Origin of the sequence: Shewanella sp. DW31 (genome assembly GCF_015767295.1) — a bacterium.
Classification (GTDB): Bacteria; Pseudomonadota; Gammaproteobacteria; order Enterobacterales; family Shewanellaceae; genus Shewanella; species Shewanella oncorhynchi.
Genome location: NZ_JADWMP020000018.1, coordinates 22,242 through 34,965 on the forward strand (window position 1 = coordinate 22,242; position 12,724 = coordinate 34,965).

17 protein-coding genes are annotated in these 12,724 nt (G+C 46.4%); 2 read left to right on the top strand and 15 right to left on the bottom strand.

Annotation, left to right across the window (positions count from 1 at the left end; translation table 11 throughout):
- Positions 1-3: 3 nt before the first annotated feature.
- The 3 genes from GWI56_RS15000 to GWI56_RS15010 are packed head-to-tail and all read right to left on the bottom strand — an operon-like array spanning position 4 to position 1,699.
- Positions 4-549, bottom strand: a complete 546-nt coding sequence (locus tag GWI56_RS15000) for a tail fiber protein (protein ID WP_198573339.1) — start codon at positions 547-549, stop codon at positions 4-6.
- 28 nt (positions 550-577) lie between these two features.
- Complete coding sequence (locus tag GWI56_RS15005; protein WP_198573340.1) at positions 578-1,108, bottom strand: tail fiber protein; 531 nt, start codon at positions 1,106-1,108, stop codon at positions 578-580.
- 39 nt (positions 1,109-1,147) lie between these two features.
- Positions 1,148-1,699, bottom strand: a complete 552-nt coding sequence (locus GWI56_RS15010) for a tail fiber protein (protein ID WP_198573341.1) — start codon at positions 1,697-1,699, stop codon at positions 1,148-1,150.
- An 85-nt stretch (positions 1,700-1,784) separates the two neighbouring features.
- On the opposite strand from GWI56_RS15010, the gene GWI56_RS15015 reads away from it, so the two are divergent.
- Positions 1,785-2,267, top strand: coding sequence for a GNAT family N-acetyltransferase (locus tag GWI56_RS15015; RefSeq protein ID WP_198573342.1), 483 nt, complete (start codon positions 1,785-1,787; stop codon positions 2,265-2,267).
- Here GWI56_RS15015 and GWI56_RS15020 read toward each other — a convergent pair.
- The 4 genes from GWI56_RS15020 to GWI56_RS15035 all read right to left on the bottom strand — a co-directional run bounded on the left by GWI56_RS15020 (position 2,264) and on the right by GWI56_RS15035 (position 6,400).
- Positions 2,264-2,551 carry a hypothetical protein gene (locus GWI56_RS15020; protein ID WP_198573343.1) on the bottom strand — a complete coding sequence of 96 codons (288 nt, stop codon included), beginning with the start codon at positions 2,549-2,551 and terminating at the stop codon, positions 2,264-2,266. The two genes, GWI56_RS15015 and GWI56_RS15020, sit on opposite strands and share 4 nt — an antisense overlap.
- Positions 2,552-2,662: 111 nt before the next feature.
- Entirely contained in the window at positions 2,663-3,790 is a 1,128-nt protein-coding gene (locus GWI56_RS15025) for a sulfotransferase family protein (RefSeq protein WP_198573344.1), read from the bottom strand.
- Complete coding sequence (locus GWI56_RS15030) at positions 3,790-5,835, bottom strand: phytanoyl-CoA dioxygenase family protein (RefSeq protein ID WP_198573345.1); 2,046 nt, start codon at positions 5,833-5,835, stop codon at positions 3,790-3,792. Before GWI56_RS15030 ends, GWI56_RS15025 begins: the two co-directional genes overlap by 1 nt.
- On the bottom strand, positions 5,813-6,400 hold the full coding sequence (locus GWI56_RS15035) for an aspartyl/asparaginyl beta-hydroxylase domain-containing protein (protein WP_198573346.1): 588 nt from the start codon (positions 6,398-6,400) through the stop codon (positions 5,813-5,815). Before GWI56_RS15035 ends, GWI56_RS15030 begins: the two co-directional genes overlap by 23 nt.
- A gap of 160 nt (positions 6,401-6,560) precedes the next feature.
- On the opposite strand from GWI56_RS15035, the gene yrfG reads away from it, so the two are divergent.
- Positions 6,561-7,223: a GMP/IMP nucleotidase gene (gene yrfG / locus GWI56_RS15040; RefSeq protein WP_198573347.1), complete on the top strand. Its 663-nt coding sequence runs from the start codon at positions 6,561-6,563 to the stop codon at positions 7,221-7,223.
- Positions 7,224-7,365: 142 nt separating this feature from the next.
- Here the strand turns inward: yrfG and GWI56_RS15045 are convergent, their stop codons facing one another.
- The 8 genes from GWI56_RS15045 to gspH are packed head-to-tail and all read right to left on the bottom strand — an operon-like array spanning position 7,366 to position 12,724.
- Entirely contained in the window at positions 7,366-8,127 is a 762-nt protein-coding gene (locus GWI56_RS15045) for a type II secretion system protein N (RefSeq protein WP_198573348.1), read from the bottom strand.
- A 14-nt stretch (positions 8,128-8,141) separates the two neighbouring features.
- On the bottom strand, positions 8,142-8,618 hold the full coding sequence (locus GWI56_RS15050; protein WP_105251002.1) for a type II secretion system protein M: 477 nt from the start codon (positions 8,616-8,618) through the stop codon (positions 8,142-8,144).
- Between the two features lies 1 nt (position 8,619).
- The gene (gspL, locus tag GWI56_RS15055) at positions 8,620-9,807 is read right to left on the bottom strand and encodes a type II secretion system protein GspL (protein ID WP_173242587.1); all 1,188 of its coding nucleotides are present in this window, start codon (positions 9,805-9,807) and stop codon (positions 8,620-8,622) included.
- A 51-nt stretch (positions 9,808-9,858) separates the two neighbouring features.
- On the bottom strand, positions 9,859-9,990 hold the full coding sequence (locus tag GWI56_RS21840) for a hypothetical protein (protein WP_263201166.1): 132 nt from the start codon (positions 9,988-9,990) through the stop codon (positions 9,859-9,861).
- Positions 9,991-10,035: 45 nt separating this feature from the next.
- Positions 10,036-11,034 carry a type II secretion system minor pseudopilin GspK gene (gene gspK, locus GWI56_RS15060; protein WP_198573349.1) on the bottom strand — a complete coding sequence of 333 codons (999 nt, stop codon included), beginning with the start codon at positions 11,032-11,034 and terminating at the stop codon, positions 10,036-10,038.
- Positions 11,031-11,813, bottom strand: a complete 783-nt coding sequence (gene gspJ, locus GWI56_RS15065; protein ID WP_198573350.1) for a type II secretion system minor pseudopilin GspJ — start codon at positions 11,811-11,813, stop codon at positions 11,031-11,033. Before gspJ ends, gspK begins: the two co-directional genes overlap by 4 nt.
- Positions 11,794-12,162, bottom strand: a complete 369-nt coding sequence (gene gspI, locus GWI56_RS15070; RefSeq protein WP_105250998.1) for a type II secretion system minor pseudopilin GspI — start codon at positions 12,160-12,162, stop codon at positions 11,794-11,796. Before gspI ends, gspJ begins: the two co-directional genes overlap by 20 nt.
- A complete protein-coding gene (gene gspH, locus GWI56_RS15075) occupies positions 12,149-12,724 on the bottom strand; it encodes a type II secretion system minor pseudopilin GspH (protein ID WP_168827004.1) in 576 nt (191 codons plus the stop codon). Before gspH ends, gspI begins: the two co-directional genes overlap by 14 nt.

Genomic DNA, 12,724 nt, shown 5'->3' on the forward strand with positions numbered 1-12,724 from the left:
GGATTAATTGCGCGCAGGGTACTCACCCTGCAAAGCAATACAAAAGCCCAATGTCAAAAAGGGTTGTGCGTTTGGATGTGATGAACCGGAACCTGAGCTACTAATACAATTGGGTGACAAGTTTGTGTCGGGTGTAGTTGTGCCTGGCAGCATGTAAAACAGATTTTCAGTGCCTCCCCCCCCTCCGTCAGCAGCTAAATATAAATTGTTTGCTGGAATCGATTGATCACCCAACATAGTTTTACCACTCAACGTATGGGTGTGAGCAGGAATGGTACCAGAGGTAAGTGTCACATCGGCTTCACCTGTAAACTCACCAATCACAACCTGCGCTAAACCTGGACCTTGCCCGGTACCAATCGGCGCTGCACTACGAAAATCAGGTAGATTAAACATGGTCGTGCCATTGCCACCAAACGCAATACCAATCACTGAAAACAATACGGTATTTTGCTGTATCGCGATTGCCTGCCCATTACAATACGCCCAGCCGTATGGTGCATATGTATTTGCCATCATTCTAATTTCACCAACAAATGGATCAGCCATGTGGAAACTCCTTCATTTTTAATAGGGTTTAGTTTCTGGATGGGAATATGCCGTTAAGACAAATAATGTAGCTAATGCCGAGCGATGGCATGATGTTATCGTGGGGCAGGCTTCCGCCAGTTTGTACAACCGAGTTTGCTGCCAACACCGCAGGCTGATTAGTACCATTCGCTGCGACATAAATCTTGTCGCCATCGGTTTGGGCAGCAAATACCCCATTAGCGGGTGACGATGCAGTTGCAGCATCTGCCGTTGTATTAAAAGCATGATTGTGCGCAGGGAGTTGATTGGTCACCAGGCTCACACTTTCATTGCCGAAACTCTGCCCGATAATTCGATTGGTTAACCCCGGCCCCTGCCCTTGCCCCACCGGCAAACGACCACGCAAATCTGGAATACCAAAGGTATTCATACCATCGCCACCGTAAACGGTACCAATCAATGCAAATAGCGCGTTGTACTCGCTTATCGCTAACAAAGAACCGTCACACAGGTGCCAATTCACGGGAGCGAAATTTCCGCCAAATACGCGGACCTCGCCGATAAAAGCTTCACTCATCGTAATCTCCTTTAAATTCGCCTTTAGTGCTTGTCGCGACTAGTTGCGCGAAGGGAATATGCCTTGCACGGCAATACAGAAATTTATCGCCAGTGATGGCTGGCAGTTTTGGTGAGCCGCGCCCGCGCCCTGCACGCTGACAACATCGGTAGCTAATGGAACCTGAGTAGCAGGATTATATGGTGCATAAACGTGTGAAGGTTGCCCGTTTTGTTTGTTGAGACCTGCACCAATAATATCGTTAGCCAAAGGTTTAACTGTGCCAGAAACGGTTGATGCTGCCACTAGGTGATTGTGTGCGGGCATTTGTGATTGTGTTAGGGACACATTTTCGGTTCCACCCACGGCGCTTATTTTAAAAGTTGAATAGCTTGGTGAATTTCGATCGCTAACACCCACATGCACTGGCGCGCGGCCACGTAAATCCGGCAGTGCGAAGGTAGTTGTACCATTGCCTCCGAACTGCACACCGAGTAAGGCAAATAGCGCATTATTTTGTGCAATAGACATCAAGCTGCCATCGCACTTCGCCCAACCTTTGGGTGCCCACTCAAAACTAAACATTCTAATCTCACTCAAAAATGGTTCCATTGCACTCTCCTTTTATCTTTTCACGACTCGGGTTAGGATTAACTTTTACATTACAACAGCCCGCATCATTAACTAGGATCAATCCATGACTGACTTGCAAACCAGAGTGCAACTCCGACTTTATCAGCAGAGCGATCTCCCTTTTTTATTACAACTTTATGCATCCAGCAGAGAGCACGAACTAACACAAGCTCCTTTTTCTCCAGAGCAAAAAGCCGCTTTTTTAACACAGCAGTTTTCGGCACAACTACATCACTACACCACACACTACTGCACCGAACGATTTGATATTATTCTTGTAAATCACACTGCGGCGGGTCGTTTATTTATTGATCATTGGACAACCGAAATTCGCATTGTCGATATCTGCCTATTACCTGAGTACCAACGACAGAAAATAGGTACTTATTTATTTCAATCACTCTTTGTACAAGCACAGCAACTGCAAAAACCAATTACCATTCACGTTGAACAACACAACCCTGCTCGTCGATGGTACGAAAAACTTGGTTTCAAATATAAAAGCACAGCAAATGAGGTATATTTGCTCATGGAGTGGCAGCCTTAATCGACTCTTCGATTAAATACAATTTCATATTCCAACTGACTTTTAGGGCTTATAAATAAAGTTTCAGCCCCTAATGCTGGATGCTCAAACAAATAACTACCTTGAGGGACCCGAATATTTTCCTGCCCTAACAAATAGAGTGCAAAGGCCTCCCATTGTGGAGCTCTTTGTACACCTTGTTCGACACTATGAATAACCAATTGAAGACGACTGCCTTGAGAGTCAGTCAATGTGATATGTTCGCCTAATAAAGCGATTAAATTATTGATAGTATATAGTTTCATTTCCCATCCCTAGAGTAAAAACTTTAATATCATTGATGTTTTTAATCCATAAATAACTAAGTAAAGCTAGTTTATCTCTCGATAAAAAACAAGAGGATGTTAATTTTTAGTTTAAAAAAAGTAACGATATGACCGCGTGCAATAACGATAGATCTGTTGCCTTTGAATAACAGTAAAAAAACTTTGCTTAGATGGTGAATCAGCTATAAAGGGTTGCGTGGCTGTTTTAGAGTGTATTAACTGACATTGTTCGACTTGGCTGCACTCTTCTTTAGAGAGAGCCAACGAAAACCAGTTTGCGATTTTATTCGCTATCGCGGGTAACAACTCCTGATAATCCACGACCATCACTTGGTTACGCTGACTCATCTCTAACCCATAACCCAATAACAAGCGCAATACCTTACATTGATAATCCAGTATCGACTCCCCCTCCTCTGGTACTGATAATTTAAGGAATAAAGGTCGAGAAGGTTGTCGCACCATATGATATCCAGCAGACTTTTGCTGTGAGGCTAAGATCTCGACGGGGTCCCTAAGTAGCAATAACACGGGAACTTGAGGATAAAGTGATAGGATCAATGGCCAAAACTGCAAATCCCACGCATTCCATTTAATCAACAAATGCTGTTCAGGATGAAACAACTGACCTTGGGTATTAATGCAAAATATTAAAGCTGCACGTCTTTCAGTATCTGATAGGCTCCTGTCCAATAGCACTTGAGTCAGTAAAGGCGATTCAGATAACGCCCTGCATTTAGATAACCCCGCAAAACTGCGCGACACTAAGGTAGATCCACAGCGAGAGAGGTGAAATATAAATCCGGCAGGCTGCACTTGTTCTACTAGCCCAGAAAGATTTGGCGCTGGTAACAGAGCAGTTTGGGGTTTGATCAAAGCGGACAATAACTGCCCCCGCACTGCAGAAATATGCTCCGAGTAGAAAGGATGAATCGGTTTTTCTGCGGCGGACAGCCACTCTAATACTCTGCGTTTAGGGTCATAGTCTGCTGGCGCCCAAAACTGGCAGAAGAGTGAATAATCCGGCTCTATCCTTTGTCGATTACCAGTATGTAAAATGGCCAGTAACGTATCATCGCCACAGTCTGGTAAGTGCCAAAAAAGCCGCAAATATTGGCAAAAGTTGGTGAGAGTCATAACCTTGCCAAGCTCCCTCAGGGCGGCTGGATTATGAACTAACAACCAATAGCGTTGCTGTTGTTCTTTAAAATCAACCATTAGGAAGCCATAGGATAAAAATTAATGTATTGCACCATTCGCGGTAACGTCCCACGATTAGGACTGGCGCCGTGGGGCAAGGCATGGTGCCAAATGATTAAATCGCCCGCTTTAGCCGCTATAGGTTTTACTTGCCAGCGATGCCAATCCTGTTGCTGAAGCTCAATATCAGGCTTGTTCTGTTCGAGAAGCCACTCCTCTATCTTGAGATGAAATCCGGGGACACAACAGAATGCGCCTTGTTCCTCGCCAGTGTCGGTTAAATAAATTAACCCTTGCGTCGCAAACTTAACGGGGAGCTGTAGCGGCATATCCCAGTGCATATCCGGACCGGGGAAATGCCAAGTTGGCGTTTCAGGTGGATTAAAGCTGACTCTATCGGTTGTCATGACTAAATCCGTTCGCTGCCACAACTGTTCAAACACTTGACGAATTTTGGGGACTTGTCGATTCGCGTCCAGTTGCGGATGGCGAAACAGTTGCAACATGATTTTCTGCATAAACTCATGAGGTTGATACCAAGTGGTGGGATCTTGTTCATTGGCTCCTAACTGCTGCCAAATAAAATCTCGTGTTGCGGCGCATTGCTCTGCCGTGAGTACTTGCGGGATCACTAAGTAGCCTTCACTTTGCCAAAAATTGAGTTGTGACTCACTGAGTACCGCCGCCGGATTTGAGTCTTCAACCTCCGCTGAATTGAAGTCTTCGACTTCTGGTACAGTGACCGATGGCGTTAATCCATGGGAAATAGCGCCTAATTGCTGATTAATCCCAGCAATATCCGCGGCTGTTAGCTTGGCTATTTGCTGAATGTAAGCGACAAAAGCTGACTGATGATCGTTTTGATATAAAGCTCTTAGACCCGGCTCTAGCCCTATTCCACAAAGATCCAGCAAGGTTTTATCTAAGTGCCATTCATTAGCCAGTTCAGTGAATGGCACTCCCCGTTTGCGTAGCTGTATCTTTTGCCAAAGCCGCTGCAAATGATAAATGCCTAAGCAGCTCAGATCGTCACTCGACACCAGCACTGGTTTTTGCTCTATAACATCAAACACAAAATCGGGATGAGTACCCTGCTCATATCGAAAAGCAAGGCATGAGAGTGGCTTAAGCCAATGTTCACGTCGATATCGAGGTAACGTGAGTTGAGATTGGTATTCGCTCAGCGTGGAATTACCATAGACTTGAATGGAAGTCGTGAACTTAAGCGTTACCGCACTCGGGCTGAAATCGGGGAGCAGTAAAGTACCAGCCAAGAAGCTACGGTCTCCACTGGCAAGTAAGCGCGCAGTTTGCAGGTTGAGTGCAAACAAAGGCCCTAAATAATGCGTCTCCACAAAATCCTGCACAGTACGACACTCAAGCCAAGCGTCTAACTCAATATTTTGCGGGATGAGCACGCCGCCATCCGCAAGATACGCCTGTAAGTGGCTGAATATCTGGACTTGAGGCTCCTGTTGCAGTAGATGCTTCATGGTTTCAGAGACTATCATATCGAACTTTACTGCTGCTTCTGGTTGCCAAACTGTGGCGTCGGAACAGACATACGTTGCCACACGATCTGCTAAATCAAAGTGTTCAATAAGCTTAGTGACTTTATCTAACGAGGCAGGGTGAATGTCGAGCAAGGTGACTTGAATCTGACTGGCAGAAAACAGCGGCAGTAATGGTAATAACAACCAGGCAAAAGGTCCTGTACCCGCATACAAGATGTTCACAATCTGCCCGGGATGAGCCTTTAGACGATCTTGTATTGCTTGATAAATCCCTTGTATAAAGACTCGGCCCCGCTCGGAATCTTCGGCACACTGCGCCGCGGTAGTGAGTGACACCGCCTTACCAAAAGGCGTATGGCTCGCCTCAGTATCCAAAAAAGACTCGGGGTGTAACTCCACTGCCGCTATTTGGCACAACTGCTTCAGCATGGGATCAATGAGCCGTTTAGACTCCCCTGCTGAGGTTGACAGCAGTAGCGCATTAGCAAACTGAGTTAATACAGCTATATCCAAACTATGCCCTAATTCAAGCGCTGATCTTTGCAGCATCGATTAACTCCCTTAACCAAGTATTGACCTCGCAATCAATCACTAAATTGATCCGCGCATCCTGCCCTTTATTTTCAACCCAATGGACTTGGTCGGCATTGATATACCAGAGCTCTCCGGCCTGCATGGGTACACGTTTATCGTCCACGTAAAAGTTGAGTTGCTCATTCGTTTGCAGTGGCAAATGTAATCTTGCCTCGCCTTGTTCTAGGCAGAGTCCTTGATCTCTATGGGGTTTGATTTCTGCCCCCGCATGTAAGCGCATCAAACGCACGGATTTCACTGGGCAGGCTAAAGATTGCAGAAAATGGCATAACGCAGGGCTCGATTCGAGTTGAGGCAAATCTTGCCAGTGCTGACCAGTAGAAATTGAGAAGGCTTGCAAGATAGGATGAGCACCGCGATACTCTGCAGCACAGCGTAAGACGAGAACATCCCAACCCCCCATATAATTACGCTGATTTACATGGGGTAACCAGTCTTGTTGCAGCAAAGCATTCAACTCTTGCTGTAAACTAAGGGAGTTTGAAACTTGAGCTAATAGGGCAAAAGAACAGATATCCATATCCAACCGCTTAATTTTCAGACTAAAAATAATTAATCATCCAAGACTAGCACAAAGATTTGAGCATACAAGTGACTCGAATCATCGTCATCACTGAGTATTACGCAGTGCAACAATCAATGCTAAGCGTGATTCAGTTTTGCAAAAATAGGAAATACCCATGTTTAACTGGAAGACTATCGATACGGTTCTGCTCGATATGGATGGCACCCTATTGGATTTGCACTTCGACAATCATTTTTGGCTGAATTTAGTACCGCAGGAATTGAGTCGACAGCAAGGTGTGAGCCACAACGAAGCGCAGCAATTAGTTGTGAACGCCTATGAGAAAGTCGTAGGCACACTCGATTGGTACTGTCTCGATTATTGGCAGGAGCAACTGCAGCTCGACATTATGGGTTTGCATCGCACTTTGGTGGATCGCATTCAGCTGCGCCAAGACAGTATGCCGTTTTTAACGGCCTTAGCCACTGCGGGTAAACAGCGGATTTTGGTGACCAATGCGCATCCTAAGAGTCTCGCCCTAAAGCTTGAACATACCGAGCTGGCAGCAGGGCTCGATGACATGATTTCTAGCCACGAGACAGGTTACCCTAAGGAACACCCACAATTTTGGCTGACCTTGTTTAAGCAATTCAACCTTGAACCAAGTCGCTGTCTCTTTATCGACGACAGCGAACCCATACTCAAGGCCGCAAAACTTGCCGGTGTGGGTCATCAATTAGGGATTGCTAACCCAGACAGTAAAAAACCAATCAAAGTCTTTCACGATTTCCCCGCGATTACCGACTATCACTCACTACTGACTGATCTAACGCGATAAAAAGGCTATAAAAAAGGCACCTAAGGTGCCTTCGTTTCTATTCATCGCATTGTTTTATGATCGGACATTTAATCGCAACTCTCGCATTACGCCCTTCACATCTGAGCACTCACATTAAGTTTAAGTGCTCATCTAAAACAGCCTATAACCCAGGAATCCGCCCCTGATATACCACAGGGAAATAACCATCCGCACCACGCTTACCTAAAATATTCAGCGACTCACGCATATCTTCCGGTTGCTCTGCCGTTTCTTTAATCTTAGCCCCAACCTTCACCATATTGCCTTCATCTAACTGTAATGTACCAACAATACCAAGCTGGTTCTTAGTTTCATCTGTGGCCAATTGCGCTTTGCCTTCGACACAACTCAGTCCGAGTTCAATATTACCTAGAGGATAGTTACCAAACTGATTCTTAACATTGGTTTGATTCAAAAACAGCTTACCAGACAACTGTTCACACCAAGGCTTACCTTGCTCTAGCGTCTCGACCAACAAACTGACTTCACCGGTGATTTCGGTTTTAAAGGGCAGTTTTGCATTGCCGAGTAAAAAGCTATCTGGCGCTTCGAAACGTAAACCCTGCGCACTTAAGCCTCCCATAGACCAAGAAATTAATCCCTTAGCACTGACAGGTGTTGCGCGGCTGCCCACTTGAAAATCCACTTTCACTTTACCTAAAAATAGCGCCCAAGGACTCAGATCCCAACGCACTTGCTCTACCTGACGCTGCGGCATACTTAAGGTTTCTATGCTGCCAGACCAAATACTGCCACTTACACCCGAAACACTGATATTCGCGGGCAATGGGGCTAACGCTATCGCAATCTTAGCGGGGAATAGAACGACTAAAAATATTAAATAAATCAGTACGCCTATGATGACTTTTTTTATCAAACTCACAGCTACACCTTAATTTATTGCGCTAATTGGATACGTCTCACTTTGACATAGCCAGGTACATCGGCCTCAGCCAAATCAACACTTTCGAGTGAAAGTCCTTTCTTCTGTACTAACTCACTCAAATAACCTAACAAGGCATCAAAAGGAACATCGTCCATCCACACTTGGATTTTATCGCCTTGGGGCTGCATGCGAGTAATCACTAACCCATAATTGCCTGCAGTTTGGTTAACCACTGAGCTTAAACTGCCCGACGTCGTTGGCTTAGCACCATTCTGCTTAAGACTCGCTATTTTATTCGCCGTTTGTTTTACATAGTTCAACGTCTGTTGCTGTGCATTGAGGTTACGTAATGCATCGGCTTCAGCATTGGCAATAGGCGTCCAAACACCCCAATAAAAAATACCTATAACTAAGAATACCGAGCAAAAGCCTACTAACTGCTGCTCGCGCGATGCGAGCCCTTGCCACCAAGTCCGCAAATTATCCATCTTATTTGCTCCTCAAGGTTAAGGTACTGGTGACTTGCTCTTCACCGCTATTCATAGTGCCGCCGTCGAGTTGAAAACGACGACCGACAATCTCTTTAAACTTCTCGATCTGCGCGTAATTTTTCGCACTCACTTGCATACGGATCTCGTTACGCGCGCTTTCGAATCTTAGGCTATTAGGTTTAAGTTCAGGCACTTGCTTAAAGGCATCCTGTAAACCATCGAGCATGGCAAAAAACTCGGCACCACTGCCCTGTCCCTGCAATGCACGTAACTGACTTTCCATCTGCGAACGTAGGTTAACAATGCGCGAATTTCCCGGGATCACTTGCTGATAAATGGATTCACTCTGGGCTTTAAGATCGGCAATCTGACCATTGACTTGATGTATAGTCAGCCCTTTATTCACTAAGGCCAGCACACAAGCGATGGCAATAACGATGGCCGCACTTTTCCACATCATCAACTGTTTGCTGTATTCACGCTTCGGCGTGTAAACGCCGCTCAGTAAATTCACTGGCGCATGCAAAATACCGCGGGCTAACACTAACATAGGTAGCTCAAGTGACTGCGGCTTAAGCTCGACACCCTCGAGTTGCATCTCGGTATAACTGGCAACTGAGACCTCACCTTGCACTGGCTTAAGTTGTTCTAACGCAATTGGCAACCAAGGCAGAGGTAAGCTCTGGCCCGAAGCTAATCCGGTACGCAGCAATAGCTCATTGCCAAAATTCATTGCCGCCCATTGGCACTCTTGCAATGGCAAGGCTAAACAATCAGGCACAATGCGCTTCACTTTTAAACCCGCTTCGGTCAAACAACTCAGCCAAGTCTGCATTTGCTCATGGGCCACTGCGACCACACTTAAGGCATCACCGTCACGTGGACCAACAGTAAAATGCATAGCATCGACATCATCGGCTAAGGCTTCTTCGAGCATAAAAGGCAAGGCTTTCAAGGCTTGGCGTTGACCTTTTTCGGGCAAATGCACACTAGTGAGCGTCATTGCCGCGGCGGGCACTAACACATCGACGGGACGATTGCCCGCACGCTCAGTTAAGGTCGACAAACCTTGGGCATTGGCGAGCTCGCCAGAGGCGATAATTTCCTGTTCTTGCTCCGACCAAACGAGCCAAGAGCACGCTTGCTCTGCTGTTCTGCCTAAGCGAATAAATAGCCGTTCACTCACAGTTTTTCTCCACCAGTCCCAGTCAAGAAAGCGTGACTGAGCTCGTTGCTATTATTTTTGTCCACCAGATTCTGCCGGGTGAGCACTTCCATTATTTTGGCCACCAACATCAAACCCTGACGGGTGAGCACTGCCATTATTTTTGTCCACCAACATCAAACCCTGCCGGGTGAGCACTTCCATTATTTTTGCCCACCAACATCAAACCCGGCCGGGTGAGCACTGCCATTATTTTTGGCCACCAAACTGACGGGTGAGCACTTCCATTTTATTGCCGCCGCTCTTTTTGAGCACACTTTCCATTCTAAATACGGCGTTATCAACCTTCGCCCCCGAGGCCAATAAAAAATATTGGCTATCGATGACAAAGCTCGACTTCATGGCACCTTCCCACTTGATCGAGCCCATGGATGAGCTTTCATAAAAATCTTCGATTTTGGCAAAGCCATCACCGGGGCGTTGGTTAATGATACTTTCTGCTTCTCCTACCGAAATCTGATTTTCGAGCATGCCAGCTAACAGTGCCGCTTGCTCTACTTCCAAGGTATTCACATTCAGTAATTGTCTGTCATTACCTGGGATAACGCACACATAGGGCAAGAGTTTCAAATAGATATCTTGGGTGTATCCCATCACTGCCCGTAATTCACTGCGATGATTCATCAGTGTATTGGCCGCACGGTAAGGCACATTTCGCGCTTCGTATTCCGCATCTTCGGCACCATAAGGGCTAGCAGTGGTGTCTTCATCGATATAATCTTTTAAGGTCTGGGTCAGACGGTCCGCACTAAAGTCGTCCATCCCTAAACTCACCAACAAGGCCTTATATTGCTTCGCCGCCAGCGGCAGCTTAGGTTGACTGTTTTCCACCTCTTTCGTAGTCACAGACAAGGCATTTAAGTTAAAACAGGCGCGCATATCAGTGATCTTGCCAGCAATTTCACCGTATTCAGCCGGAAACACAACATCGGCCATGGCCCAATATTGTTGCCTGTGGACTCGACCTTCCGAGTCGTCTAAATCTTGTTTTAAAATCTTCTTCGCCAGTTCTTCGGCAGAAATCGCATACCAATAGGCTTGATCGTACTGGGCCAAGTTCAACGTTCGACGCATGGATAACTGATTACGGCCTGTGATATTTGTCGCGATGATCACCACCATGGCAACTATCAAGAGCACAACTATCAGTGCGACACCACGCTGTTTAGACCGAGATTGGGTTCTCATTCGCGGCCCTCATCTTCAGGGTCGCCATCACCTGGATCACCAGAACCGTCACCAGGATCGTTCCCCGAGCCATCATCGACTCCATCTCCATCTTTGTCTTTATCTTTGTTCGTATCGTCAGGATTTTCGTCTTTATTATCGTCATCCTTAGACTTTTCTGGTGCAACAGCACCCAGCGGCAACAAGAACTTACGTTGGATCTTGCCTAAACCTTCAATCTCAATCTCCATGGCGATCGCTTTAGGCAACTTAGTCGCCTCGACTTTACGCTCCCACTTGTCTTCCATGAAGAAGGAATATTCCACCGACAGCACTTTGTCGATAATCACTGTCTTAATCGGCTCGGCGCCAAATTCAGGCTCAGGATAAGGAAAATACCAACGTTCCAGCCGCCCTTCATGCACCACATACGCCACCGACTGTAAGCTGCCTCGCGGTAATAAACCGTCGGGATTTAACCAGCCTAAGCGGTAAAACACTAAGGCTTCTGATTCCGAATCTAAGATATCATTGCCCGTTTGGAAGACGGTCGAACCTCGACCACCTTCGAGTAATCTTGGCGTGCGCGCCACCATTTGCGCGAGATCACGCTCAATCGCACCAAAGCCTTGTTGTAGAGCTTTAAGCCGAGTTGAAAAAGCGCGCGTCACTTCATCGTTAGTCAGCACTGTGCTGAGTACCGCATTAGAAGCCAAACCTATCATGGCGAAAATCGCGATGGCGATCAGCATTTCCAACAGGGTGAATCCCCGCTGCGCACTAGTTAGTTTTAAGTACATAACTGCTCACTTGTGCGGCAATACGCTGATATCGTTCGTCTTCACTCACACTAATGCGGATCATACGAAAATTATCGTCCGTCGTTTTCACCACTTCTTTACGCCAATACCAATCCTTTCCTGCGAGCTCAACTTGACCTTCTTTTTTACCGATTTCAGGAAACTGTGGATCAAGTCTGGCATCGACCATCTGATTATCAGCCACCCACTGTGCCAAAGTGCGCGATTCCAGAATCGGCATGTTTGCCATCTGCTCGCCCAAACTTTTAGTGATAGACACGGCCGCAATCGAAAATACGGCAAGGGCCACAATCACTTCGAGTAGGGTCATGCCCTTAACGCGTTTCATCGGGGCGCCCTATGGTTAATCTGCCCAGCGCATCACCGACCACTAACGTTTCGGCCTGCTGGCCTTTGTTAGTTTTAGCGATAAACGTCAGCTCAAAAGCGCTCATTTCACCGCTCGGGAATAGCATGACCTGTGGCTCAGGGTGTTTCTTCTTATCATCGGCAGAGGGTTCAATCAGCGGTTCTTCAAACCAAGAATCGTCTTTCTCATCCTCTTGTACCAAAGGTAAACCATCGAGCACTAAGTTCAGCTCAACCCCTTGCTCCATTTGCTTTTCAGATAAGAGTCTGTCTTTATCCAAAGGCTCCCACTTACCTTCTTTATAAAAAACAAACTGATAACTAGTTTTCTCAATCACAATACCAATAAACTGGCCACTTAAAACAGTTTCATCAAGCACCATTTCAGTGGCCGCAATAAACTGCCGCGCCGTTCTATCTAAGGCCTGTTGCGGCCCAGAATTGCCGATAGACATAGTCACGGCCGCAGCCGTGAGCCCCATCAACAAAATCACTAGCATCACCTCCATTAAGGTGAAACCAGCGTGACGCAGCTTTAGCAT